The sequence below is a fragment of the Pleurocapsa sp. CCALA 161 genome (assembly GCF_003003995.1).
Classification (GTDB): Bacteria; Cyanobacteriota; Cyanobacteriia; order Cyanobacteriales; family Xenococcaceae; genus Waterburya.
The window spans coordinates 14,801-41,120 of the sequence record NZ_PVWF01000041.1 but is presented as its reverse complement, the minus strand read 5'-3'; the positions used below and the strand labels follow the sequence as shown (position 1 = coordinate 41,120).

General features: G+C 39.6%; 29 protein-coding genes. 12 read left to right on the top strand and 17 right to left on the bottom strand.

Going from position 1 to position 26,320, the window contains the following annotated elements:
- The 4 genes from C7B62_RS11915 to C7B62_RS25710 form a co-directional block, all read left to right on the top strand.
- Positions 1–818 (top strand): dihydroxy-acid dehydratase (locus C7B62_RS11915; protein ID WP_199194161.1); only part of this gene is annotated, 818 nt, incomplete at its 5' end.
- A gap of 261 nt (positions 819–1,079) precedes the next feature.
- A complete protein-coding gene (locus tag C7B62_RS11910) occupies positions 1,080–1,556 on the top strand; it encodes an NAD(P)H-quinone oxidoreductase subunit N (RefSeq protein WP_106236256.1) in 477 nt (158 codons plus the stop codon).
- A gap of 64 nt (positions 1,557–1,620) precedes the next feature.
- On the top strand, positions 1,621–2,214 hold the full coding sequence (locus C7B62_RS11905; protein ID WP_146132087.1) for a salt stress protein, Slr1339 family: 594 nt from the start codon (positions 1,621–1,623) through the stop codon (positions 2,212–2,214).
- 160 nt (positions 2,215–2,374) lie between these two features.
- Positions 2,375–2,542: a hypothetical protein gene (locus C7B62_RS25710; protein WP_158260673.1), complete on the top strand. Its 168-nt coding sequence runs from the start codon at positions 2,375–2,377 to the stop codon at positions 2,540–2,542.
- Between the two features lie 29 nt (positions 2,543–2,571).
- Here C7B62_RS25710 and C7B62_RS11900 read toward each other — a convergent pair whose 3' ends face one another.
- From C7B62_RS11900 to C7B62_RS11885, 4 genes are all read right to left on the bottom strand, one after another.
- Positions 2,572–3,390 carry a PHP domain-containing protein gene (locus C7B62_RS11900; protein ID WP_106236252.1) on the bottom strand — a complete coding sequence of 273 codons (819 nt, stop codon included), beginning with the start codon at positions 3,388–3,390 and terminating at the stop codon, positions 2,572–2,574.
- Positions 3,391–3,447: 57 nt separating this feature from the next.
- A complete protein-coding gene (locus C7B62_RS11895; protein ID WP_106236250.1) occupies positions 3,448–4,515 on the bottom strand; it encodes a hypothetical protein in 1,068 nt (355 codons plus the stop codon).
- Positions 4,516–4,614: 99 nt separating this feature from the next.
- Positions 4,615–5,379, bottom strand: coding sequence for a YebC/PmpR family DNA-binding transcriptional regulator (locus C7B62_RS11890; RefSeq protein WP_106236248.1), 765 nt, complete (start codon positions 5,377–5,379; stop codon positions 4,615–4,617).
- A 30-nt stretch (positions 5,380–5,409) separates the two neighbouring features.
- Positions 5,410–5,709: a DUF6439 family protein gene (locus C7B62_RS11885; RefSeq protein ID WP_106236246.1), complete on the bottom strand. Its 300-nt coding sequence runs from the start codon at positions 5,707–5,709 to the stop codon at positions 5,410–5,412.
- 57 nt (positions 5,710–5,766) lie between these two features.
- On the opposite strand from C7B62_RS11885, the gene C7B62_RS11880 reads away from it, so the two are divergent.
- Positions 5,767–6,108: a hypothetical protein gene (locus C7B62_RS11880; RefSeq protein ID WP_106236244.1), complete on the top strand. Its 342-nt coding sequence runs from the start codon at positions 5,767–5,769 to the stop codon at positions 6,106–6,108.
- 208 nt (positions 6,109–6,316) lie between these two features.
- Here C7B62_RS11880 and C7B62_RS11875 read toward each other — a convergent pair whose 3' ends face one another.
- From C7B62_RS11875 to C7B62_RS11845, 7 genes are all read right to left on the bottom strand, one after another.
- Entirely contained in the window at positions 6,317–7,609 is a 1,293-nt protein-coding gene (locus tag C7B62_RS11875; RefSeq protein WP_106236242.1) for an EpsG family protein, read from the bottom strand.
- Positions 7,610–7,700: 91 nt separating this feature from the next.
- On the bottom strand, positions 7,701–8,657 hold the full coding sequence (locus C7B62_RS11870; RefSeq protein ID WP_106236240.1) for a glycosyltransferase: 957 nt from the start codon (positions 8,655–8,657) through the stop codon (positions 7,701–7,703).
- 159 nt (positions 8,658–8,816) lie between these two features.
- Entirely contained in the window at positions 8,817–10,067 is a 1,251-nt protein-coding gene (locus C7B62_RS11865; RefSeq protein WP_106236238.1) for a DUF445 domain-containing protein, read from the bottom strand.
- A 42-nt stretch (positions 10,068–10,109) separates the two neighbouring features.
- Positions 10,110–10,823: a bifunctional demethylmenaquinone methyltransferase/2-methoxy-6-polyprenyl-1,4-benzoquinol methylase UbiE gene (gene ubiE / locus C7B62_RS11860; RefSeq protein WP_106236236.1), complete on the bottom strand. Its 714-nt coding sequence runs from the start codon at positions 10,821–10,823 to the stop codon at positions 10,110–10,112.
- A gap of 306 nt (positions 10,824–11,129) precedes the next feature.
- A complete protein-coding gene (locus C7B62_RS11855; RefSeq protein ID WP_199194160.1) occupies positions 11,130–12,125 on the bottom strand; it encodes a methyltransferase in 996 nt (331 codons plus the stop codon).
- 109 nt (positions 12,126–12,234) lie between these two features.
- Complete coding sequence (locus C7B62_RS11850; RefSeq protein ID WP_106236231.1) at positions 12,235–13,584, bottom strand: ATP-grasp enzyme; 1,350 nt, start codon at positions 13,582–13,584, stop codon at positions 12,235–12,237.
- 102 nt (positions 13,585–13,686) lie between these two features.
- Positions 13,687–14,442 (bottom strand): O-methyltransferase, encoded by a 756-nt coding sequence (locus C7B62_RS11845; protein WP_370303920.1) that lies wholly within the window; start codon positions 14,440–14,442, stop codon positions 13,687–13,689.
- A gap of 1,018 nt (positions 14,443–15,460) precedes the next feature.
- On the opposite strand from C7B62_RS11845, the gene C7B62_RS11840 reads away from it, so the two are divergent.
- The 4 genes from C7B62_RS11840 (at position 15,461) to C7B62_RS11825 (ending at position 19,561) form a co-directional block, all read left to right on the top strand.
- Positions 15,461–16,192 carry a hypothetical protein gene (locus C7B62_RS11840; protein WP_106236227.1) on the top strand — a complete coding sequence of 244 codons (732 nt, stop codon included), beginning with the start codon at positions 15,461–15,463 and terminating at the stop codon, positions 16,190–16,192.
- A 245-nt stretch (positions 16,193–16,437) separates the two neighbouring features.
- Positions 16,438–17,751 (top strand): hypothetical protein, encoded by a 1,314-nt coding sequence (locus C7B62_RS11835; RefSeq protein WP_106236225.1) that lies wholly within the window; start codon positions 16,438–16,440, stop codon positions 17,749–17,751.
- A gap of 19 nt (positions 17,752–17,770) precedes the next feature.
- Complete coding sequence (locus tag C7B62_RS11830) at positions 17,771–18,031, top strand: glutaredoxin family protein (RefSeq protein ID WP_106236223.1); 261 nt, start codon at positions 17,771–17,773, stop codon at positions 18,029–18,031.
- Positions 18,032–18,082: 51 nt separating this feature from the next.
- Entirely contained in the window at positions 18,083–19,561 is a 1,479-nt protein-coding gene (locus C7B62_RS11825) for a UDP-N-acetylmuramoyl-L-alanyl-D-glutamate--2,6-diaminopimelate ligase (RefSeq protein WP_106236221.1), read from the top strand.
- Positions 19,562–19,798: 237 nt separating this feature from the next.
- On the opposite strand, the gene C7B62_RS11820 is transcribed toward C7B62_RS11825, so the two are convergent.
- Entirely contained in the window at positions 19,799–19,924 is a 126-nt protein-coding gene (locus C7B62_RS11820) for a photosystem I reaction center subunit VIII (RefSeq protein WP_106236219.1), read from the bottom strand.
- Between the two features lie 256 nt (positions 19,925–20,180).
- Here C7B62_RS11820 and C7B62_RS11815 point away from each other — a divergent pair, with 256 nt between their 5' ends.
- Entirely contained in the window at positions 20,181–20,663 is a 483-nt protein-coding gene (locus C7B62_RS11815) for a photosystem I reaction center subunit XI (protein ID WP_106236217.1), read from the top strand.
- Positions 20,664–20,856: 193 nt separating this feature from the next.
- Positions 20,857–21,579 carry a photosystem II repair protein Psb32 gene (gene psb32 / locus C7B62_RS11810; protein ID WP_106236215.1) on the top strand — a complete coding sequence of 241 codons (723 nt, stop codon included), beginning with the start codon at positions 20,857–20,859 and terminating at the stop codon, positions 21,577–21,579.
- Here psb32 and C7B62_RS11805 read toward each other — a convergent pair.
- The 3 genes from C7B62_RS11805 to C7B62_RS11795 form a co-directional block, all read right to left on the bottom strand.
- Entirely contained in the window at positions 21,576–21,965 is a 390-nt protein-coding gene (locus C7B62_RS11805) for a DUF4346 domain-containing protein (RefSeq protein ID WP_106236213.1), read from the bottom strand. The genes psb32 and C7B62_RS11805 overlap by 4 nt on opposite strands.
- 228 nt (positions 21,966–22,193) lie before the next feature.
- Positions 22,194–22,331 (bottom strand): hypothetical protein, encoded by a 138-nt coding sequence (locus tag C7B62_RS26145; protein WP_199194159.1) that lies wholly within the window; start codon positions 22,329–22,331, stop codon positions 22,194–22,196.
- Positions 22,332–22,532: 201 nt separating this feature from the next.
- Entirely contained in the window at positions 22,533–23,405 is an 873-nt protein-coding gene (locus tag C7B62_RS11795; protein ID WP_106236211.1) for an SDR family oxidoreductase, read from the bottom strand.
- Between the two features lie 188 nt (positions 23,406–23,593).
- Here C7B62_RS11795 and C7B62_RS11790 point away from each other — a divergent pair, with 188 nt between their 5' ends.
- Complete coding sequence (locus C7B62_RS11790; RefSeq protein WP_106236209.1) at positions 23,594–23,986, top strand: rhodanese-like domain-containing protein; 393 nt, start codon at positions 23,594–23,596, stop codon at positions 23,984–23,986.
- A gap of 122 nt (positions 23,987–24,108) precedes the next feature.
- Here C7B62_RS11790 and C7B62_RS11785 read toward each other — a convergent pair whose 3' ends face one another.
- The gene (locus C7B62_RS11785) at positions 24,109–24,723 is read right to left on the bottom strand and encodes a hypothetical protein (RefSeq protein WP_106236207.1); all 615 of its coding nucleotides are present in this window, start codon (positions 24,721–24,723) and stop codon (positions 24,109–24,111) included.
- A 250-nt stretch (positions 24,724–24,973) separates the two neighbouring features.
- Positions 24,974–26,095, bottom strand: a complete 1,122-nt coding sequence (locus C7B62_RS11780; RefSeq protein ID WP_106236205.1) for a calcium-binding protein — start codon at positions 26,093–26,095, stop codon at positions 24,974–24,976.
- Positions 26,096–26,320 lie beyond the last annotated feature (225 nt).

Genomic DNA, 26,320 nt, shown 5'->3' with positions numbered 1-26,320 from the left:
TAGATGATTTTGAAACTATTCGTCAGCGCGTCCCCGTAATTTGTAACCTTAAGCCATCAGGAAAATACGTCACCGTTGATTTACACAACGCTGGTGGTATTCCGCAAGTGATGAAAATGTTGCTGGCGCATGACTTGTTGCATGGTGATGCTTTAACTGTCACAGGTAAAACTATTGCCGAAATTTTAACCGAGATTCCCGAAAATCCTCCCGCAGATCAGGACGTGATTCGTCAATGGGATAATCCTGTATATTCAGAAGGACATTTAGCCATTCTCAAGGGCAATCTAGCTAGCGAAGGTTCAGTAGCTAAAATCAGCGGTGTTAAAAATCCTCTAATTACTGGCCCTGCTAGGGTATTTGAATCTGAGGAAGCATGTCTTGCTGCCATTTTAGACGGCAAAATCAAAGCGGGAGATGTGATTGTTGTGCGTTATGAAGGCCCTCAAGGCGGGCCAGGAATGCGGGAAATGCTAGCACCAACTTCCGCGATCATTGGTGCAGGATTGGGGGATTCTGTCGGCTTAATTACCGATGGTCGTTTTTCGGGCGGGACTTACGGCATGGTTGTAGGTCATGTTGCCCCTGAAGCTGCGGTGGGAGGAACAATTGCTCTAGTACATGAGGGAGACAGTATTACTATTGATGCCCGTCAAAAGGTGTTGCAGCTCAACGTTGATGATGCAGAATTAGTACAACGTCGTCACCAGTGGCAGCCACGTCAGCCTAAATATCCTAGAGGTGTTTTAGGTAAATATGCCAAATTAGTATCTTCTAGTAGTCTGGGTGCGGTAACGGATCTAAATTTACATAGTTAATCATTCAGTTCGTCTGATTAACTGACCCGATCGCTTAGCCCTAAAGGATTAGCGCCTGAAGGCGCGTCCGTGGACAGAGTCCAATCGCAACTTTGAAAAACTAGGATTTTGAGGACTTAGGGAATTGGGGAGAATAGAGTTGATTTATTACCCTAATTCCCTAGCATTTAATTTTAAGCATCATCTAACTCACCTTAATTCACACTAGACGTTTAAAATATAATTTTAGATTGACAAACCCATAAAGATATTAATTTAGGTATGCCGCTAATCACCACTGGAAAATCATTTATTCGCGCCTTGGAAAAAGCTGGAGCATTGGGATTGTATATGCCTCTAGAAGGAGGTGCAGAAGGACGTTACCAAAGGCGTTTGCGGGCTTATGGTTACCATACGATCAATATTACTGCCAGAGGATTAGGGGATTTAGCAGCTTATTTAACTAGAGTACACGGAGTACGTCCCGCTCACTTGGGTAAAAAAACGATCGGGCGAGAGGCCTGCGTCGGTGATATTTACTACATTCCACCCATTGCTACTTATGAATTAAATTCTCTGCCTGCCAATGCTAAAGGATTAGCTCTCTGGATCATTGAAGGACAAATCTTATCCCGCCAAGAAATTGAGTATTTGGTTGATTTAACCAAAGAAGAGCCAAAACTAAAAGTTGTTTTAGAAATGGGTGGCGATCGCTATGTGAATTGGAAACCTCTAGCAGACACTTTAGCTGCTGCATAATTCATAATAGAAAATATAAATAAGCGTCAACTAGATTTTGTGAATAGGTTACGGGGTGGTACCGGTGTCAGATAAAAATATGGATGATTTACTGGCTCAGTTAAAAGCAGAATTTGAGCCACAGCCACAGCCAAAATCAAAGGCTAATCAGCCTGCTAAATCCCCACCACCCCGAACTACTTCTCAAGCTTCAATGAACCAAATGCTAGAGGAACTTAGAAAAGAGCTAGAATCGGGTCGAGGCAGACCAAACAATACACCTGGCACACCCTCACCATCATCGACTTCAGCGCAACCACAATTAAGCGCCAAAGAGGCAGCACAGGCTCGTCAACGTCTCAATGCTCTAATTGATCGCAATTACCAAGAACAAGCCCAGAAACGAGAAGCTCAGTTCGCTGAGGTTCAACGCCAAGCAGAAGCCAAGCTGGCGGAAGAAAAACGTCGTCAACAGGAATTAATCGAGATGCAGCAGCGCGAAGAATTGCGCGAGTGCCGACGTAAAGAAGCTTTAAGGGAAGAAGCTAAAACATGGCTGGCAAAGTTAGATCCTCGTAGCGAAGAAGGTAAGTGGTTTCAAGAATTTTCTTATTCATACGAAAACAAACTTCAGGCTGCGATCGATTATCTTGAAGCCATGCAAGAAACTGGTCTTTAATATCATTGAAGCTATCGCGATACGCACTTATATTAGGACAATCATTACTCGTTACTTGTTACTTGCGAGCAAATAACTTTAATATGTTCTAACCTAATTTTGTACCAAGGGGAAACAGTATTACTTGCTGCTCAACAAGATTTAAATTATATTGAGATTTATGTTACTTTTGGTCATTTTAGCTTTACTGTTAATCGGCAATTGGTTTTTGACAGAGAGTTTGATCTTTACTCCTGTAAATTTAGCTATTCATTTTACCTCTTTTAGCTGGTGGGTTTTAGCCCTATTATTAATCGCCTTTGTCTCTTGGTGTATTAGTGACGATTAATTGAGTTTAGATAGGTGCAAGCCATTGTCCTAGCGCGCCAACTGCTGCAAAGATTCTAGCAAACTCAAGGGTAATTTTAGCTGATTCAATTGCCAGCGTTCGTTTTCAGGATGCTCTAGATCGTAACCGTGGTAATCTGTTCCTCCTGTCATCAAGAGATTATGCTCTTGGCACAATTGTTTGAGACGATTCACCTTATTATTCCCATGATGGGGATGATACACTTCAAGTCCCATTAATCCTGCGGCTAAAAGCTCTGGTAAAACATCCTCTACTTTACCACCACGGAATAAATAAGGATGCGCCCAAACAGGAATCCCCCCGCAATTGCGAATTAAACTAATGCCTTCTTGGATGGAAAACTTTTCATAATGAACATAAGCTGGTTGATCTTCCCCCAAAAATCGTTCAAAGGCTTCCTGACTAGAACTTACATAGCCTGCTCGAATCATCGCGTTAGCTATATGCGGACGACCCAGGGCTAAATTGCCGTCTAACTGGTCTAATTCTAGGGGATAGCCCATCTGAGACAGATTTTCTACCATTTGCCTGGCTCGGCGCTTTCTCCCTGCTAAACGCTCTTGCAGGGGCGCTTCTAACCATGCTCTTTGAGGATAATAACCGAGAATATGAAGCGATCGCCCGTTGTGAACCGTGCTTAATTCTACCCCTGGCACAATTTCCATCTTGTATTGTTTGGCTGCTGCGATCGCCTCATCCCAACCATGTAGAGTATCGTGGTCAGTAATCGCCAGCGCTTGTACCCCTGCATTAGCAGCCCTATCTACAAGCTGTTGTGGGGTTAAAATACCGTCAGAATAAGTAGTATGTGTATGTAGTTCGATCATTTTTTTGGTGCAGTGAGCTTAATTTATCGCAGTTTTATTCTCACTACATTTAGTTGTTCACTCTATATATTGTACATACATCGATTCGATTCTATGATTGATTGAATCTTTTGCTTGTCGATAATATAAAGAGTCTTGAGTAATTAACAAGGCAGCTTCAATTGCTTGCTGAAAGTTGCCCTGATCTGCTCGCTGTTTGGCAATCAGATATATTTGCTTATTCCAGCGCTCAATCAAATTTCGAGATTCTGGATATTCTTCTGCTCCTGGAACTATTTGCTGTAGAATTTCTATTGCCTGATTGTAAGCATAAGCTTGATTGGGATTGAGCGAGATTTGCGCTTTGGCTTCTGCCAAATAATTGCGATTGAGATTCTGGGTTTGCGCTTGTAAATGCCAATCTTCCATGGCTACTGTTGCTTCTTGAGCAATTAATTGTGTAGAGGAATAATTTTGAGGAACTAACTCAGCAGCAGCGATCGCCCCTGCCAAGTCTCCTTCACCCGCTCTTCCTTTTGCAATATCGAGAATTACTTCACTCCAGCGAGTAATGTCTTTGCTCGCTTCTGGATAATAGGGAGAGTCAACTTCTATTTCCCTTGCAGCTTCAATTGCTCGATTAAATGGTGAGGCTTGGCTATCCTTTAACAATGCCACGCTACTAGTAGGAACAGTGGCTGCTTTTTGTGAATTTAGATCGATATAGATTTTCGCTTTTTCCAGCAGGTTGCTCGCCTGAGAAGATGATTGAAATAAAATCAGCAAAACTAAAATTGAAATTTTGGTAGTAGTTAATAACAGCCACTGCCACCAAAACCTTTTAGTTGCCGTTAAATTTCCCTGGAATGTAGCAGAGATAAGATTAGGAGTTTGCTTGACGATTTGCCGACGCTTAAAATCTAGCGCATAAGACTGTAAATTGACAAAGTTAGGGAGCTTGACTTTTTGGTGCAAATTCTGGACAGCAACTTCATTAGAAAAATCTTGATTTGTAATTTCAAATGATTTGATTTTTGCCCCAATGGGTAAAAGAGCTAGTTGTTCAGTTTTTTTATGACACAGTAAATCAGCTAAGGGAAGAACTGGCTGTCGATTGCTACTAGACATTGCTCCGCAGTTGCTCATAAGAAATTATTACTCTCTTTTTAGTATCTTTAATAGCCGAGAAAAATTGTCTTGTCAACTATCAATTTTTATTTTTTCGCTTTAATCTTTATCATCTATCTATTCTATTGTTTGGCTACAAGCTGCAATCAATTCCTCACTCATATCAAAATTAGCGGTGACCTTTTGGACATCATCTAAAGATTCGAGGGTGTCGATCAGTTGGATGAGCGATCGCCCTTGCTCTAGATCAATTATTTCTATCATATTATTAGGTATCCAGCGCAGTTCTATTTCTTCAATCGCACAATTATACCGTTGCAGAGTTTGGTTAAGATTTTCCAGGTTAGTAATTTCTGTCAGTACTTCTGCATTTTGCTCGTCGTACATTTGATAACTTTCTGCCTCGGCTTCGAGAGAAGCTTCCAGCAATTTTTCTTCATTTACGTCCGTGACGATCGCCACCCCCTTCTGCTCAAACATCCAGCTAACACAGCCTGTCTCGCCTAAGTTTCCGCCATTTTTAGCAAATGCTGTCCGCAGATAGGCAACGGTACGATTACGATTATCCGTCAAAGCTTCTACTAAAACCGCCACGCCTCCTGCGCCATAACCTTCATAGCGGATTTCTTCTAGGCTAGTTTCGCTATTTTGATAAGTTCCTGCTCCTTTAGCTAGCGATCGCTCAATACTATCGTTCGAAACCCCTGCTGCTTTGGCTTGGTTGATTGCTGTTCGTAGCTGAAAGTTCCCCTCAGGATCGGCAATACCGTTGCGTGCTGCTACGATAATTGCCCTCGATAGTTGAGTGAAAGTTTTGCCTTTTTTGGCATCGACTCTCGCTTTTTGTCGCTTAATATTTGCCCACTTACTATGTCCCGCCATCTTTGGTTTAGCTAAAATACTTATTTGTACTTAATCTGGAGAATTTTTGCGCTTTTGAGCATCAGGACAAGGAGGCGCAGCCAGTGAGCCGTCGAGCCATCCTGCTGCTTGATTGAGGTGCTGTAAGGCTAATTCGGGTTGGTCTTTTAGCAGCAATACTAGTGCTGAGGCTAGCTGTTGTTTGGCTTGAGCTGTTCTGTTGCCTTTGAGGCGATGCCAGTTTTGGTGGGCAATGAGGCTGCGTTCAACCAGAGCCTGGGCTAGCTCTAAATCTGTTAAATCAGCAGGAACTTGATTATGATTGCTGGATATCGGCGTTACGTTAAACATAGGTTAATATCGTGTCGTTCTAAATTGCTTTTCTAATTAATTTTACTAATTTTAGCGATGTCATCCCCTAAATCTGGCGATCCTCAAGAAAATGAGTTGGCACAAATCTTGATTGAAGTAGAGCAATCTTTGGCGCAGCTTCAATCACGATACGATCAGGTTAAACAAGACTGGGAAAAGCGATCGCAAATTAAAGCGCGTCAGCAAGAATTAAAACAGCAACAGGATCGATCTCTAACTCAACCCCTAAAAACTGAACTACGCAGTCTAAAACAAGAGTTAGAAAGTCTGGAATTAAACCTTGAAAGCGTTTTGTTACCCGATATTTTTTGGCAGGTGGTACGCTTTGTCTTTTTGGGAATTGCGATCGGCTGGTTTTTGCATATTTATGCTACCTAACCAGTTTTTTTTGATTTTCTCAAGATTTATCTCAATCAAACTTAATATTTATGCTGTTTCAGGCAAAAAACTCTGGCAATTTTAAAGTTCTATTTTAGAATGATAGTGGGCGGAGACAAAAGTTTCCGTTCACTCCTCACACCACACTCCGCTCGGCAATTTATCGGGCGGTTTTCTCTTTTTTACTCCTGGCTTTACTTTGCATTTATTAGATAATAATGCGATCGGGTAGCTCTTTGATTTTTACGTCTTCAGTAAAGCCATCATAAACTATTTCAATATAGTCGAAAAAATTAGACCCAAGGGTGTTACCGTGCATAAAGCTCAACACAGTATCCCCATTATTCATAATATTCATAAAATAAATAAAATAAGCAATTTTAGCTAACAGTAAAAAACTGATAATTTCTCGTTTAAATATTTTTAATTTATGCTCAATTATAAAATAATAAAATAATCCACCAAAGGGAAAAAAGATAAAGGCAAAACGATTAGAAAACAAGAAAATGTTTCGCCCCATAAACATAATTGCTAAAAAAATAGGATATAAGAATTTAAGTACTTTTTCTTGAGGATGCTTAACTACTTTATTGTTAACCAATAATATAATAATCATAAAGACTATAAACTGCTCGACAAAAGCAATACCCAAGTCTGAAGAAGCAACCTGCTCTCGACCATAACGATAGGTTTTGATTAAGATAATTGAAGAATAGGGAGAAGGGAGGAATTTGGCGACAAAAGAAGCCAAATCGAAAACAATAGAAGCGCTGAAAGCGGCAGTCATACCAAATATAACTACGAAAAAGACAGTTATTTTAGACTCTAATATTTTTACTTTATTATATAGTAATAAAATTGGCAAAAATAGTAAGTTGCCAATATGAGTCAGGACACTTAGTAGATATATAGCCCACAGCCAGATTTTTTTATCCAGGTATATTAAAGCAACAAAAAAGATAATCATCGCGATATATTGTCGGAGCAAAAATGCCTGATAGCCAATAAAGTTTGGTGTGGCAACAATAAACAAAGCTAATAATGCATATTTTCTGGGAGAAAAAACTTTAATAATTACCAAAAAAGTGACTAAATTAATTACTAATGACCAAAAGAAGATAAAAGCATATCTAGAACCGCCAGAAAGCACATAAATTGGATAACTTACCAACCACATGACAAACTCAAATCCTCCTCCTCCAGCAACTTCAAAAGGAGTTTCTTTACCTAAAAGTTCATAGTTATTAACATAAACAGCTAAATCAGAGATAATATCAACAGAAGAGACAAAAACTGTAATAGTTATAACTACTAATAAGAGAATTAGTAGATTAATACGACTATTTTCTTTTTTATTTAAATGGACAAAATAAAGTAGCGCAAAAATGCCTAAGATTGGTGAAATAAACCACAGGGCAAAACCGATAAATAAAAAGATTGCCTTGTCATTTTTTCCACTGGTAAAGCTGTTAATATTGTTATTAATTAAGTTTTTTTGCATTTAATTATTTTTTTATAATCATGTTTATATAATAATGTTTAGACTATTAGACTAACTGCATCTTGAACCTTTTAACTACAACAGTATATTTTTATGTATTGCCAATTAACTTAGCCTTTTGAAATAAAACTTTTAAAGCTAGCTGAAGTTTTCGAGGAATAGCCTGCTTAATCAGTAAAAATAAAACATGGTTTAGGGGAATAAGTTGTTCCCGCAATCCCTCAATCAGTATTTTAATTGCTTGCGGTCTTTTTTGATAATCTAAGAGCATTTTCGGGGCTACTTCCTTCAAAATAAATCCTTTAATTGCTCTATCAGTAATAGATCCTCGATAAGTATCAATCCAGCTCAAAGAAAATTGATAGTCGTTAATTTTTGAAGTGCGATCGCTTCTAGATTCATTGTGCCAAATTGCCAAAACTTGAGGGACAAAAATAAATGTAGCTCCCTCTTGTTCTAACCTAATTACAAAGTCTAAATCTTGATGTTTGATTAACCCAGGTTTAAACAAAGTTTTCAAGGCTAACTCACGAGAAATTAATAGAGTACTTGTCAGCATTTCTCCTCTAGATACCCACAAGTAATGGGGAATTGTTTCCTGAGTTTGTTTACCCCGAGAGGGAAAAATTGATTGAGCGTAAAATACCTGGGGAGATAATTTAAACTTGCTATAACAAACTAGACTATGGAGATCATGCTGTAGTGTTGTTTGAACAACCGCATCCACTTGGGTTTGTAGCTTATTAGGTAACCAGACATCATCAGAATCTAAAAAAGCGATCAACTCTCCTTGAGCATGTTTGATTCCTGTATTTCTAGATTCAGAGCCACCCAAATTATGAGGATGACGAATGTATTGAATCCGACAATCATCTATTTGCTTGATAACTCCAGCAATATCTTCTTGAGAAGCATCATCCACGATGATTATTTCTAGGTGAGAGTATGACTGAGCGATGACAGAAGCGATCGCTCTTAGAATTAAATCACTACGGTTATAAGTTGGGATAATAACGCTGATTAAAAACTTCCCATCATGTCCTAGCATTAAAAATTATTAATTAAATAAATGTAATGTTCCGCAACATTAACATATTCTTCAGTCAATAACTCGATAATTAGAGTACTTAACCCAAAACACCGTCCATCGAAGCCTAAATATTACTAGCTCTAACTTCTGCTACTTTCTAACTTTGTTGAACTCACGTTAATTAAACAGCAAAATAACTGTTTGTAATAGTCCAACAATAAAACCGAGTATGCCTCCTAAATTGACGATCGCCTGAAGTTCATTTTTCACGATTCCCTGTACTGCTTGCTCTAATTCTTCAGGAGTGGTAGCAGAGACACGATCGATGATTACCTGATCGATAGAGAGGATGGGAATAGCTTGAGCTACTAGTTTTTCTAAATCTTCTTCGAGATAACGCTCTAACACTAAAGCTAATTCTTGGCTAATCACTTCTAATGAATCATTAACCGTTGGTGAAGACTGTAAACGATTGAGGATCAACGTCGCCAGGTTTTCCCATTCTACGGACTCTCCTAAACCTGTAATAACTCTGCCTCCTTCTTCTCGCACATAGTTACGGACTGCCTCTCTTACGGTTTTACGTAGTTGTCTGACAGTCGAGACAGGGAGATTTTGTAAAGAAAGGTTCATTAACCAATTTTTAATGCGATCTCGAATTTGTAGAGAAAAACTCAACTCTTCTAGTCGAGCATTGGTAATTTGTGGTTCATCAATACAAAAAGAACGTAGTCTTAGCAAGCTATTGCGTAAACCAAACAAGTTTGCCACAACCCAATATGTCCCGCTGGTTTTTTCGCGAAAACCTTCATCTATAATTTGAATATTGCGATCGCTCAAGAAATCAATCATGGCGCGACGAATAGTGTCTGGAGGTAATACTGAACTCAATAGCCAGTCGGAAAACTTTTTAGCCTGCTCATCTTTGAGTTGAAAATTGAGGAGAATCTGATCAAAAATCTGATTAACCTGTGCTTCAAGAAAATCTTCTCTTCTGGCGAGTACTTTTAACAGTCGAGGTAAGGATTGACTAAATAGATCCCGCAGAATGTTACCTAAAATCTTGGCGGTTTTTTGTTCGCGATCAGATTTAACCCGATCTAAAGCTAACTTCAATAACCAGAGAATTGCCCCTTGTATACGTTCAGTTGCCAACAATCTTTGAGCCAGCTTTTGTAATTCTCCTGGGGTTAACAATGAACCCATGATCGTATCGGAAACTTTTTGTGCCAGACGCTCTTGATTGCTAGGAATTAATCCAGGAGTAAAAGGCAGCTTACGTTTGCCCAGATAAATAGCTTTGTAGGGACGAAACAACATCTTAATTGCTATGTCGTTAGTGAAATAGCCAATGATGCTGCCAGCTATAGGGGGAACTAAATATATCCAGAGATTCGCTAGTGCCAAAGCAGTATGTTGAATCGACAATAAAGATTAATTAACAAAAAAGTAATTGTAGCTATTATTATTTTATTTGGTTAATACCAATATTCCCATCATCCCACCCATCAAAGGATAATGAACAGCTTGATTAAATCCTGCTGTATGAGCCAGTTTAATTTGTTCTAAACCCGTGGGAAATCTTTCAACGCTGGGATTAATATAAGCATACTCTTCTTTCATGCCCATATTTTCCGCAGTTGGCACGACAATATTAGCTAAATACCATTCCTGGAATAGTTGCATATAACCAGTCTCAGGACGATGAAAATCTAGAATTGCTACCTTTGCCCCTGGTTTCAAGACTCGTAACAATTCTTCAAGGCTTAGAAGAATATTTGTTACATTACGCAATCCATAGCCCATCGTGGCGCAGTCAAATTGATTATCTGCAAAAGGTAAAGCTAGGGCATCTCCTTCAACCCAGTTGATCGGCACTGTTGGACATTTAATCATCTGTCTTTGTTTAGCGATCGCCAATTGCTCGCAAGCAAAATCCAAACCAATTACCTGACCGTTAGCACCCACCTTTTTCGCTAATAATAAGGCTAAATCTCCACTCCCACAGCAAACATCTAGGGCATGATCTCCTGACTTAACTTCACTCCATTTGACTGCCATTAGCTTCCAGATGCGATGCTGTCCAAAACTAAGGCGATCGTTAAGGCGATCGTATACAGGAGCAATGCGATCAAAGATTGCTCTAATTTCTGCTGCTGCTGTGGGGGACATGGTTTCGGTCATTAATGATCTACATGAAATGGACTTTTAACTAATCATATGGGATGGCTAAAGCCGACAATAATCAAGATCGAGAATCTTAACTTAAGTAATTGAAGTTACGCAGGTTGTTCACTGATGTTACGCGATAATCTTTTTGTCAAGATTGGGGAATGGTAAAAAGGAAAAGCTTTACTTCTCGTTCTCACTGGCATTGCCTAGCTGCGGGATGATCTAGAATCAGCAACGATTAATGATGATGCAACGCCGATTATTTTGCTCGTTTTGTCGTCTTAATTGGGCAGCTCAAAATTGTCTATCGAACTCACGTTAATTAAGCTTGAATTCCATAATCGACAGACTGTTACTAGTTTTCACAGTTTTTTCTAGCTTAAAGCCGCTTTTAGCAAACAATTCTTGAAACTGTTTTTTAGTACGCCAGCCACCGCCAGGAGTAGCTACATTAATTTGTACGGCAAAAATTCCTGGCATAATGCCATCAGCTTCAGTTTTGGGTTCATCAAGATCGGGTACAAATGACTGTAGTAAGATCAATCTACCGTCTTGAGGAAGTGCAGCTTTACAGTTGGCTAAAATTTTTAGCGCATCTTCATCACTCCAAGCGGAGATAAAATGTTTCATGACGATCGCCTGAGCACCTTTGGGGATCTTTTCAAATACATCCCCTGTTTTAATAGCGATCGCACCTGGATCGACACCAATGCTAGCCATATACTCTCTGGCAGTATCAGCTACATCAGGTAAATCAAACAAAACACCTTTACAACCATAGCGTTTCACAATATTGGCAATCAAACCTCCTTGTCCACCACCAACATCCATGACTGTTTCATACTGACCAAAATCATAGGCATCCAGCAATCCATCTACCTGAGAATTGGTGAGAAAACTCATGGCTTTGATGAAAGTATCTTTACTCCACTCGTTGTCATAGCAATACTGATAAACACCTTTTTTGTTAGCCAGTTCAAAAGGCACAACTCCCTTCTCTAATGCTTCTGGCAAAACCTTCCACGCATCCCACTGTGCAGGTTCAATTAGATGCATCAACAAATGACCTACGGATGGATCTTTATTAGTTACCAAGAGAGTAGATGTTTCTGTGGGGGCAAATATTCTGCCTGGTTTTTCTGTTAATACTTCCACATGGGCTAAAGCACGCAAAATAAAGTATAGTCTTTCGATATCGGTGTTAGTTGCTTGGGCTAAATCTTCTACCGTTTGTTCTCCGCGATCGTCTAACAGATCGAAGATGCCCAATCGTGCTGCGGTATATGTACACTGACTTTTAACGAAAGTTAGCATTAAGTCAAATGCTCTTTTTTTTGCTTCTGTATTTGGATTCGTGCTAGTTGATACCATTAGTTCTTTATTGTTAATTGTTTATTGCTGGGCGAACATCCGTTCGCCCCTACTAATCTCCGCCGATTTCAACTAGTTTGCCAATATTAAAATCAATTTTGACCCAGCCTTTAAGTCGACGTAAATTATCCAACAGCAGTAGAGGAATTTGCCAGTTATGCAGCATGAGAAAGGGTAAAGGGTCATTCGGGGTTAGAACAGCGTCTGTCCCTTTAGTGATCTTTTGCCACCAAGCATTTAATTCTTTGAGTGAGCGAATGTTTAATAATCTCCAGAGTTCGTGATATGTCCAATAGGTTGGTTTGCTGTCAGGTAAAGGAGCGATCGCAACTTCGCCTGGTTCACCATCGCTCAAATATGCATTTGCCACCCCTGGATGATCGTGAAACATGGTGATGGCAGAATGCAAACGAGGATTACATTCAATCGGATATACCGTGCCGTCTTCAGTCTGAATCATGTCAAAACAAACTTGTCCCGTTAGATTCATTTTTTGGATAAAGGTTTCCACCCAGCGATAGATTGCTGGATTATCTACCTGTTCGTAGTTCACCTGAAACGGAGAAGATTGAGAACAGCAGTGCAGTCTGATTTTGCCTTTACGCGCGGTAGCGTGGAAGCAATATTCCTGTCCTCGAATAAACTCCTGCATCACCCAAGGTTTAGATTCACTGATGGGCAAACTCTGGACATATTCTGCCATTTCGAAAAAGGGTAAGCGAGTTAAATCTAGGCGCAATACTGAGTCATAGGGAATGCTCTTGACAATGTATTGACTACCATCACTCTTAAAATCAAAATCTAAGATCTGTTGCGGATCGCTAATGCGAAAAACTTTAGGTGCAGATAAACCAAACTCCCTCGCTTTTGAACAAAAGGCGTATTTATCATCGAGAATGGCTGTCTGTTCTGGATCTAAATGAATTGATTCACAATAGGGTTCTAAAGCTTTTTTGGCTAGAGAATCATAGTAACTAGCAATGGGACTAGATACGGGAACAAAAAGATCGATATTTTTCTCTTTGGCTATATTTACTAAAGCCTGACAATAAGCTTCTGGTTCTTTTTCTGGTACGGGTACGGTGAAAAAGCCTTGGACAGCACGGGAAAAGCGATGTCCTGACAACCAATATTTATGGGTTTCCACCAAATACACATCATGACCATCGCGGGCAAAAGACCTCGCAAGCTGTAACGCCTTGGTCATTTTCGCCCCAGTAATTAAAATCCTTTTTTTAGGGATCGAACTAGCGATCGCTTTTTCCCTTCCCCTAAAAACTCCACTAACTAGAGATACTAAGATCAGTCCTAAGTTAACAGGAAACAAGAGTGTTAATAAACCCAGAGTTGCTAGATTTTTAGCAATCGCCGTCCCGTATCTTAAAAATAATTTTTGCGCCATATACAATCAAAAAAACTGTTAATTTGCCCCTGCGTTATTTTTTTTAATCCTAATCCTTAATTTCTTTACGTTTTATCAAAAAGCTTGTAGCTTATAGCTCCTTTATTTACGTTTAATTAGGGTTAAGCCGTCACGGATCGGAATCATGACCTGTTCGACGCGAGGATCTTCGGCAACAAAGCGATTAAACCTGGCGATCGCTTTGCCGTTTTCAGTGCGTTGTGATTCGGCTAGATAGGGTTGTCCCTGCATTAAAGTGTTGTCTACACAGATAAAGCCATCAGCAGCTAATAAATTTGTATCTAACAAAAGGTTGAGATAGTCAATGTATCCTCCCTTATCCGCATCAATAAATGCCAAATCAAACGATCTACCCGCATCGATTAATTCTTGCATGGTTTCCTTGGCGGGAGCAACTCTTAGCTCTATTTTGTGACCATGTTCAGAGACATCAAAACATTCACGGGCAAACTTAGCAGCATATTCATCTACTTCACAGGCGATCAAGCAACCACCATCTGGTAAAGCTTCGGCGATCGCTAAAGCGGAATAGCCAGTAAATACGCCAATTTCCAGTACCTGTTGGGATTTACTGATTGCCACCAACATTTTTAACAGTTGCCCTTCAAGATGCCCTGAAAGCATTTCTTGCTCGAGAGCTTTTACTGTTTCCCCATCCTCAAAACGCTTACTCCAGTCTTCTTTTTGAGTGCGATCGCTTAAATTAGCTAAGGCTGGAGATTCTTTGGTGGTGCAATATTCTAAATAAGGATCTAAACCCGCAGCCAATTGATATGAATTGTTTAAAGCTGTTTTAAACTCAGCGGAAACTGATTCTGTTTGAACAGTTGCTAAGATTTGCTCTAGCTGTTGAACCAGAATCCCCCAGGGCGTTACTGGTCTTGCAGTTTTCTTTTGTCCGTCTGGTTGAGAATTGTTCTCAGCGTTAACGTTTGACGGATTGGCTGTACTTACCACGATCTACTAATTGCTCCTAATCATAATTTTTGGCATTTGGAAAATTGCTGAAGTTACTTTTACTCAACAAAATTAATATTTTAAGATCTTTAAGCTATTTTTTGTCACCAACAATAGCAGCGTGAATTTAATAGGCATTAAAAACCATAGTGTTCAATAGTATTCATCGGTTAAATTCTTGTGGTTGAGGTTTTGATGAAACAGCAAAATAGCTAGGTTACTTAAAGAAAATCAATAACAACAGATTAAATTATTTACCTGTTGTTACTCATAGCACATTTTTTTTAGGAAGATCATCTGCATATAGTTATACTTGCAAACTTTATAATTATGAATTTCTAATCTTTGCAAATATTCGTGATTTTTGTGATCGCTTCAAAGATAAGTAGCTAGGCATAATTAATTTAAAGACTGATGTGAGGTAGTGGAGATAGGAGAGAAAAATAAGAATCCGTTATTTTATATTTAATTCCACCCAGCTACTTATTGAAAAAATTAATGTTAATATTACTTTATTGTCTTCCATAAAAAGTTACGAACAGACTGTTTGGGCATATATTCGCGGTTTATAACAGAGAGTCCTCAAAGAGCCGCTTCGCATATAAAACAAGGTTAACCCATTGACAAGATTGTCTTGGTTGCTAGTTTCCTCCTCAGTCGTATTGAGCTAAAGTCGTTGCTCGCATTGATAAAAAACTAAAAAACATCGGTACGAAAAGTTTAAACCAAGAAACCCGTTTGCGAAAAAATTCAAGGCAAAGTAGCGATCGCCAACGCTAAACCGGCATATCAAAAATTTAAAGAGATTACAAAAACAGCCCGTACCTACATCTATTTTGCAACCCAAGTAATTTAATGACTGCCCACTCACTCACTCACTTACTAGAGAATTATCTAGATGATTAATACAACATCAAATACCCAGGAATTATCTCAGCATACTACAGCAGAACTCAAGCAGCAGCTACTACAGCTTACTCAAGATCGAGATTTGCAGCCGCTTAAGCACAAAGTAGAATATTATCAAGAGCAGTTAGAACCAATTGTCACTGAGTTAAGTCAGCGCAGTCCTTTTCCCCAGGCAGAAGATCAACTGCCCCTTATTCTAGGTGTTTGGACACCTGTTTGGTCAACTATTCCCTTTCAAGATATTTTACCAGGGCGTATACCAGAGCAATCCTATCAAATCTTTCATGATGACGGTTTTTATGCCAATATGGCTCGTTATGCTCCAGGGAGTAAACTAAAACTTGGCTGGTTACAGAAATTAGCCGAACTATTGTTGGCTTTCGATCTGATGATCGTCCAGAAGTACGGAGTAAAAGATGGTCAATGGCTGATTGAAAATATTGGCATCAAACAAGCATTAAGATGGCAAGGAGTTCCTTTGACGATCGCCAAAGCAGATAGTTGGTTTACTAAAGTAGCGCAACGTTTTTTAGTAGCAGATACCTCTACCGAAATACAGCTAAAAAACTTAAATAGCAGTACCGCCAAAAAATTTAAAACTGCTTTTCGTGCTACTCCTCAATTCGAGCATTTATATATAGACAGCGATTTTCGCATCATCAAAACCAGACGAGAAGCTAAACAAAGACCTTCTTATACCATTGCCATACGTAGAAAATAAAAGCTTATCTCATAAATTCCTCAAGTCCGTATTGTAGATAGTACCTTGCTATTGGCATTTTTTATTGGTTGGGTGACAAAGGTTCTTAATTAACCCAATGCTAATCTTTAAGCTTAATTTGGGTAACCTATACTTGTGAAGACTTATGAACTGATAAATGATTGATTAATAAACCAATAGTTTCACTCTTAGCGATCGCGAGATTAACAATTTACTAATAAAAATTTTCCAGCTAGGCTTTTTCTATGAATAACGGTTTTAATTCTGGTGGTTTTAAAACAGCAATGTTTGCTGATTGTCTTGCTAACAGTAAAGAAATCTTTCAATTAATCGATCGGGTTTTCCCTCTAGATTCTTGTCGTCACTATCAAGTTCTACCTTTAAAACTAGATGGCAATCATTTAGTTTTAGGCATGTTAGATCCCCAGAACGAAGAGTCAAAAAACTTTGCCAATTCCATCGCTAAAGTTTTCAAATATGATTTGGAAGTTCAGTTGATTGATTTACAAACCCACCAAATTATTCTGGCAAATTATCCGCGAAATACAGTTCAATCAAGCAGACAACAGCAAGATAATCGTAAAACTGTAATTGATACTAGCTTTAATCCTAATGCACCCTTAAAAGGCGTTAACCATCGTCGAGCCATAGATTCTGCGCCCACAATTATTTCTCATGCAGCGGCATCTGGAATAGACGAGCCTGATCTTGAACTAGAATTATCAGATTTACCAGCAGACTTAGACTTTCTTAAAGACTTAGACTTAACTGCCAAACCCAAACAGCTAGACAAAGCTAAAGTCGATGCAACCGCTACTTTGTTTGAAATTCCGCCAGAATTTAATCATCAAAATCCAGCTAATAATCTGGATCATAAAGCCACAATCATTGCCGATCCTGCTGAACTATTAACTCCAGAATCTAACCACGAACTAAAAAATGCTTTAGAAGAGGCACAAATATCACAATTAATTGCTGAAACTTTAGGTCAAAAATCCCCAATAGTTGAACCTAAAACAGTGGATTTTCTGCCACAGCTATCGTCTCAACTATCATGGCAAAAGCTGCTAGAACAAGCTTTTAAATACCACTCAGAATATATTACCTTAACTCGCTATAGCGATCGCGGTGGCATTGTTACGGAACAAAATAACTCAGTTCAATCCTCCCTGGATCGAGTACCTTTACCAATTTTCTGCTCTTTAATTGATGAAATTAAGCGGATGGCAAAACTGCCTCAAAATACATCTACCCATCCGCAAAAGCTAGTACTAGAAAGATTCTTTGAGCAGGAGCGGATCTTACTTCGTTTAGAATTTAGTGTCCAGCAACAATTGGAAACAGTAGCAATTCAAATCTTACGCGGTTTAGCTTTAAAAACATATGAACAGCAGCAAATGGATCGGGTGAGCGCTCAGGCTTTAGAATTAGCCAAGCAACTAGAAAAAACTCTGAGAAAAATCCAGGCTTGTTTTGATTCAGCAGAATTGACTAATCTCAAGGAATTACAGACTGTTCACAGCAGAATTAGTCATCAACTAAGATTGTTGGATAAGTAACCCAAGTAAGAAGTTAGTGATGCAATTAATTCTGTATAGCAAGCCTGGTTGTCATCTCTGCGCAGGATTGCAGTTGAAATTAGAGCAGGTTCGTCAAATTGAGTTTGAACTGGAAATACGCGACATAACTACTCGTGAAGACTGGTGGACTGCCTATGAGTATGAAGTTCCTGTATTGTGTCAAAAATTATTAGACAAGGAAAAACCCTTACCCCGTATATCTCCTCGCGCACCTGTGGCTAAATTAGAGCAGATGTTACGGCAAAATTTAACCATATAGGGTAAAAAGAAGGCAAAATATAGTACCGTTAAGCATCTACACAGAAAAATAATGAAGCTGCGCGAATTATTAGCTAAAGTCAATCTTCAGCAACCAGAACATGATGCTCTGGATCTAGAAGTAAATCGAGTTTGTACTAACTCCCATGCTTGCCAACCGGGAGATCTATTTATCGGTATGCCTGGAACTAGAGTGGACGGCGGAGAGTTTTGGGGTAGTGCGACAAGTCAAGGTGCGATCGCTGCTATCATCACTCCCGCAGCAGCCCAAAAACAGCCTCCTACAGGCGATGCCTGTGTAATCCAAACTGAGGATTTGGTTTCTGTCTGTAGTGCGATCGCTACCGCTTTTCATGATTATCCCAGTCAAAAATTAAGCATGGTAGGGGTGACAGGGACAAATGGTAAAACTACGACTAGTCATCTAGTTGAATACTTTTTGCTTCAGGCGCAATCTCCTACCGCCATGCTGGGTACTCTATACACTCGCTGGGCAGGATATAGCCAAACTGCCAACCACACGACTCCTTTTGCCGTTGAGTTGCAGTCACAATTAGCCGCAGCAGTAAAGGCTGGGAATAAATATGCGGTGATGGAAGTTAGTTCTCATGCGTTAGCTCAAGGAAGAGTCAAAGGCTGTAGTTTTGAGGTGGCAGTGTTTACTAACCTGACGCAAGATCATTTGGATTATCACAAAGACATGGAAGATTACTTCCAAGCAAAGTCTTTATTATTTAGCCCCGAATATTTACAGGGTAGAGCAATTATCAATCTGGATGATGATTATGGCAAACGCCTGATTGCTCAACTAGATACTGAGCGGGTTTGGAGTTATAGCGTTGATAATCAAGATGCTGACTTATACACCAGTAATTTAGACTATCAGCCCACAGGAGTTAGCGGTAGGTTACATACTCCCCAAGGTGAAATTATCTTCAATTCGCCTTTAGTTGGTCAATTTAATTTAGCCAACTTGCTGGCAGCAGTAGGGGCAGGATTACACTTAGGGATAGATCTCAAGCTAATTGCCAATAGCTTACCAAACTTTGCGGGTGTTCCAGGGAGAATGGAACGGGTGCGCTCTGGTTCTAATCAGGATATTAACGTGATTGTCGACTATGCTCATACTCCTGATAGTTTGGAGAATTTACTTAAGGCTGCACGCCCCTTTATTACTGGCAAAATGATCTGTGTCTTTGGCTGTGGTGGCGATCGCGATCGCACAAAACGCCCGTTGATGGGAAAAATTGCTGCACAACTAGCAGATTTAGCAGTAGTAACTTCTGATAATCCCCGTACTGAAAACCCCGAACAGATCCTCAAAGATGTCGTAGCGGGTATTCCTGACAATGTTAAGCCTTTAATCATAGGTGATCGGGCTACGGCGATCGCTACAGCGATTAAAAACGCTCAACCAGGGGATGGTGTTTTAATTGCAGGAAAAGGACATGAAGATTATCAAATCTTAGGTACAGAAAAAATCCATTTTGACGATCGCGAACAGGCTCGTATTGCTTTAGGAGATCGTTAAATCTGCATCATCTCATTGATTTCATCTACAGGGTTGAGTAATTTCCAAAATTGTTATGGATTACGATTACTTAACTCTATTTTTTTTGGCGTTTAATCAATACCAAGGATATCAAATCAAACCACAACAGTTCAGACATGCTCTTGAAATAATTACTAAAAAAAATCTGCCACTAAAGGCAGAGTATTAAGTTTCTATAAGTACAATAAAGTTACTTATAGTATTGCGATGGTGAGACTATTTTGCTGGGCTTTCGCCTTCAATATAGATAAACAACAAAGCCATTGAAATTCCTGCTCCAACAAGACCTACTAAAGGAACCATCGCTACGGGTAACCAAGAAGCTGCATAATCGCCAATCATAATTTATATTTCCCTATTTTTTTAAATCAAACGTTAACAACATGGATATTACTGTGAAGCTTAACCTGATTAGGTTCAGTTATAAAGATTCTTAACAAAAAGCGAACTTAAACCAAGTTAGAGTGATGCTATTTAAAGGATTCATTGAAGTCGAGGAGCAGTCGGGTTTCCCAAACAAAGCGGGGCAAGCCCCGACCATGCCCAATCTACTTGTTGAATCCAATTGAATTTAATAGATCTAAGGAGAAATCAAAATATGAACGAATATAATGCGATTCAGCCCGCAGGAGATCCTCAAATTGGCAATTTAGCCACACCGCTAAATTCTTCTGATTTTAGCTTATCTTTGATTCGCAACCTCCCTGCCTACCGTGAGGGTTTAGCACCTTTACGTCGTGGATTAGAGGTGGGGATGGCTCACGGCTACTTGCTATATGGACCTTTTCTAGTTTTAGGCCCTCTAAGAAATACTGAACATGCAGATATAGCAGCTTTGCTATCATCTTTTGGCCTGATAGTTATCTTAACCCTTTGTCTTTCCCTATATTCTAGTGCGATGGGCGGCAAACCAACAGAAACCATCACCACTGGCAAAGTGCCTGATGCTTTTGCTTCCAAAGAAGGTTGGAGTGACTTTACCACTGGCTTCTTCATCGGCGGAGGCGGTGGGGCATTTTTTTCTTACTTCCTGTTGTCGACAGTTTATTTAGGAGGCATTAAAGGCTTGATTGGGATTTAATTGCTTCAATCAAGATTGCCTATTTTGAGGTGTCAAGAGATTTTTACTTGAGCGAGTAATCGGCTTAGAGCCTGGAGGTAACTCTGGGCTTTATTATTATTTATAATAAGCATTCAGCAGTTATTTATGTTGAGGGCTAAATATATTCTTTAAAGTAAGTGTAAGTAGTTATTTTAGTTATTTGAGAACAACAATGAATCTTTTGTCTATAAAAGCGGTTTTACCGCGAACTAATCTATTAAAATCAGCTTTATCTACCCTCTTGCTGATATTTACAATATTTTGCGTCGCTACTCCAGCGATCGCCACAGGACTATTTGACCTACCTAACTTTGATGCGGAAAACTTATGGGTAGTGGATACTGCCGATGCTATTAGTAGCGTCAATCAAAACAAGTTAAGCAATACTTTTAAAGACTTGGCAAGAGAAACAGGTCAAGAAATTAGAATGGTCGCAATTCGCCGTCTAGACTACGGTGAGACGGTGGACAGTCTGGCAGAGGAAATATTTCAGGATTGGTATCCTGATGCTGAATCCAAGGCGAATCAGACGTTATTGGTATTGGATACCCTAACTAATAATGTGGCTATTCGTTCAGGAGATGCCGCCCAAGGATTGATTGGTGCAGAAGTCGCGAAAAGTATTATTGATGATACTGTTGGCTACAACATGCGCAAGGGCAATAAATATAACCAGGCTTTTCTTGATGCAGGCGATCGCTTAGTAGCAGTACTGTCAGGACAAGAAGATCCAGGTCCACCAATTATTGAAGATGAGATCCAAACTGAAGGTACTTTTACTAAAGCTGAAGATACCGACCAAGGAAGCGCCACAGTTTGGGTAGTTGGTTTCTTAATAGTAGCTACTGTCGTACCCATGGTCACTTACTACTGGTATGTGGGATTGGGGAATTAATCCTGAATATATTCAGTACCATTAACTAAAGCATACTCGGCCCTGGTAAACTCTCTACCCAAGTAGGCAGCATGGTCTAACATGGTCAAAGGACAGGGTTGAGGCTTTTCGATTACCTCGACACACAATTCTTTAGCAGTTCTAGCAGTATAGAGCTTTTCCACGCTGCGCTCAACTTTCTTCCCACCACAAGCAATCACTTCTCCTGTTTCTGGATCTGCTGCTAATCCCTGCTCGTTAATAATATTAGTATAGTGTTTGGCGCAAATTAGTCCTGCTTCTCGATCTAGGTAGATAATATAGTAGCCACCAGGATCAAGAGCTATCGGACGTTTCGAAAGCTGATCGTCTATAGCTTGAAGTTCAAAATTAACAGTAGTCTGCATTAAAATAGAGCGCTGGTTGAGTTTAATAAGGCAACTATTATAACAAAATCATCTCTACTGAGATCTTGCACCTACCGCGTAATTTAACTGTGGTATTCGGGTAAAGGGGAAGGGTCAAAGGGAAAAGGGTATTAAATTGATTGTCCAGTCTCCATAATTTAGTTTTTTTGTACTGATGCAAGATCTGAGTCTACCAAACTGATATTCACCCTCAGACACTTAACCATTTCACGGTTTTGAGTCACTGCCCGTACCTGACGACCAGTCGGTTTTATATAAAAGATAAGCCGTTAAAGCTAATAGAGCGATCGCTACAGCAACAATAAACAGACAATAATAAGAAATGGCGATCGCTAGTGAACCCACCTCATCTTTTAAGAGAGTTAAGTTACCTGAAATATAAGAAGGAGATTTTACATATTTAAGTTGGGGGTAGTCCTAAAGGATACACTCAATGCGATAAGTGCAAGCCGCTCCGCATATGCAGTCGTTGACCAGGCTTAAAGCCTAGAGCTTATAGCTTTTATTAAACAAAATTTAGAGCAACGCCAACGATTCTTGTACTGGCTAGGCAGATAGTTGTCCACCTGTTACGTCATATAGTGCGCCAGTGACAAAACTACTGTCAGAAGAAGCTAGAAAGACAAAAGCGGGAGCTAATTCTTCTGGTTGAGCTGCTCGTTTGATGATGCCATCTGTGTCATATTGACCGACCTTCTCAATTGGCATGGTTGCGGGAATATTAGGAGTCCACACTGGGCCAGGTACGACGGAGTTGACGCGAATACCGCGATCGCCTAAATTTAAAGCCAGAGACTTGGTAAAGGTATGTACTGCACCTTTAGAAGTAGAGTAATCCACCAGCATTCCTTTACCCATTTTACCGACTACGCTACCAGTATTAATAATCACATCCCCTTCGGTTAAATGAGATATCGCTGCTTTGACCATATAGAAATAACCAAAAACGTTAGTTTCCATCGTGCGTCGAAACTGCTCTAAGGTGATATCTTCAAACTTCTTCTGTACCATCTGGTATGCTGCATTGTTCACCAGAATGTTTAACTTCCCAAACTGAGCGACTACTTGTTGGATTGCAGCTTCACAACTTGCAAAATCACGAACATCACCTTTGATAACCAGACAGTCTTTATTGCCAATTTCCTTAACCATCTTTTTAGTGTCTTCGGCATCGGTATCATTAGCGTGATAAAAGATAGCCACTTCTGCTCCTTCCATTGCGTAGGCGATCGCTACTGCTCGACCAATACCAGAGTCACCACCAGTAATAAACGCCACCTTGCCTGTTAATTTATTAGCAGGACTATAGTTAGACAAATCACTATCAGGCTGAGGAATCATATTCCTTTGAGAAGCAGGGTAGTCTAATTTCTGTTCGGGAATTTCATCGGGAGTTGGACGACGTTCTTGACTCTGCATGGTCTTACTTTTAAGTTGATTGCTAGCTACAGTAATTAAGATTAAATAAAAAGTAACTTAAAAAAATGAACCAAAAGGAATATTTACAGCTCAGATCATTATTAATATTTATTCCTTTAGAGGGATTCATTAGCAGCAGAAACTTGCATTAATTAACATTAATAAGAATTTATTTGGATAAAAATTTTATGTCTGAATCTGAACAAAAAGCAGAAAAAGCAATCTTGGATGTTAAGGAAACAGTTACTAAAGCGGTTCCCACTCCTCCGCCAGCTACTCCTAAAGCCAGCGCTCAAGCATTAAAAGAACGCTTACAGTGGGGCGAACCTGGTTTAACCATTATTGATGCTCGGGATCGCGAATCTTATTTAGAAGAAAGAATTACAGGTGCAATGTTAATGGAAACCGTGGAAAATTTACCAAAAAACCGCGAGATCTATGTCTACAGCAGCAACGATCAAGAAGCGGAAACAGTAGCCAATCAAATACGTAAAGAAGGTTTTGAGAGTGTGTCGCAACTTCAGGGCGGTATAGCTGGTTGGAAGGCAATTAAAGGCCCAACTGAGGGCAGATCTGTATAACAAGATAACAAGATCAATATCAAGGGGATTGCCTTGATAATGGAGCAAGCAAATTTGACATCTGAAGCTCAAGACAAGGTTAAAGTTTAAAATGAAGAAGATTGGCAATTTTTGCCAATCTTCTAGTTATTATCTTCTAATTCTCGACGGCGCTCATCCGCATCGCGATCACTGTCTGAATCTGAATTTGAGTTGGGAACAGTAATTTCTGACCCCTCTCTTGCCTCATCTGCTTGGCGGCGATAATCAGATTGATGCTCATTCTCACTGTACTCCCCTGGATAAGATTCGTTTTGTTGTGTTTCTAATTCTCGACGGCGTTCGTCCGCATCGCGATCGCTGTCTGAATCTGAATCTGAATCTGAATCTGAATTAAAAATATCGTTCTCTTCTCTTGCTTCGTCTGCTTGACGACGATAATCTGATTCATAGTTATTCTCTGAGTCAGGTTCTGGATTTTCTAAATCTAATTCTCGGCGACGTTCATCCGCATCGCGATCGCTCGTGTCGTTCTGAGGATTATCGAGAATAATGTTAAATCTCTGGAAAAGTTGTTCTAGTTCAGTATTACGGTTCGCACCAGACTCATTATCTGCCAGATACATTTGATTACGCCAGATATTTGGTTGAACTAAGCTGGATTCTGCCATATCTATCCAAGCAAAATCAATTGAGTTTGGCTTAACGGGGATATTCGTTGAAAGGAACAAAGAACCAGCGCAAATTACTTCTATCATTAAGATTACCTCTTTAAATAATTTTCATAAGTCAAAATTTTACCTCTTTCTGAAACAAGAGGATTCAGATATTGAACCGTTATTTATTTCTTTTTGCCTCTAAAGACGAAGCTTTAAATTAGCTTCGGAGCATTACTTTTAACCTTTAATGTTATATTTTGTAGTATTTTCGACCTCTGCTCCGAAGGAGCGCGGCTAGACAGACATTATTACCAATGCCTGCCTAGTGTGATGTAGCTCAAATCAGAATTTAGACGATCTCAATAGCATCTTCAGAAATAAATTCATTGTCTCCTTCAATTACAGCAAAAACCTGGTCGTCAAAGAAAACTTCACCAGAACCAGAATCAAAACCAAAGCGGTCAATTTCATCTGTATCAATATTAAAACCGTCGGCAACTATCCGTATTTGATCTCCATCATCAAATGAGAACCCTTCAATTGTATCTACGCCCACATTAGAAATATCAGAAAAGACGAAAGTATCTGCACCCGATCCGCCATTGAGAATATCATCCCCTGACTCTCCTTCTAAAATATCGTCGTCTCGATTGCCAGATAACGTATCTCTACCCAAACTTCCTAGCAAAGTATCTTCCCCTGCCTCTCCAAATAGCTCATCGTCTCCATCGCCACCATCGAGAATATCGTTATCATTACCAGCAAAGAGAATATCGTTACCTGCATCCCCAAAGAGGCGATCGCTGCCTATTTCTCCCTCCAGAATATCGTTACCTTCTCCTGCTTGCAAAAGATCGTTGCCTGATTCACCAAAGAGGCGATCGTTTTCTGTTCCTCCATCTAACGTATCATCATCATCACCACCATAAAGGGTATCGTCATTTGCTTCTCCAAAAATTCGGTCGTTGCCTTCACCTCCCGTTAAAGTATCCAAACCATTTCCCCCTGCAAGCACATCATCACCTAAATCCCCTGATACAAAGTCTTGACCATCTCCACCATTTAGAGCATCGTTTCCCTCTCCACCATAAAGAGTATCTTCGTTTGCTTCTCCAAATAGCTCATCATCTTCTGACTCTCCAAATAGCTCATCATTGCCCTCCCCACCATAAAGAGTGTCGTCATCAAGTTCTCCAGAAATTCGATCGTTGCCCTCGCCTCCAGTCAAAGTATCCGAACCATTGCCACCGCCACCCAATAGCACATCATCACCTAAATCGCCCGATACTAAGTCTTGGTCATCTCCACCAATTACGGTATCATTTCCTTCAGAACCATAAACAGTATCGTCTCCTAAAAAACCATCAATAATATCGTCTCCTTCCAAGCCAATCAGTTCGTCGTTTTCTGAACTCAGCCCAAATAATTCGCGAAAATCGTCGTTTGCTGAAGTTCCTGTAAAATTAGCCATATTAATTCTTTTCTCTGCTGTGATGTAAAAAACTAGCTCGCTCTTAAATGTAAATTAAGACTAGATTGATATAGTTTTAAAATTTAAATGATGAAAATGAAAAAGTTGATAAAGCAACCTAAATATAATTGGTTTTAAAACTGTTGATTTTTGACTCGATACTAGATAAAAAACATTTGTAGACTAAAACAAGAAATAAATACTTCTTAAGATGGAACACATTTC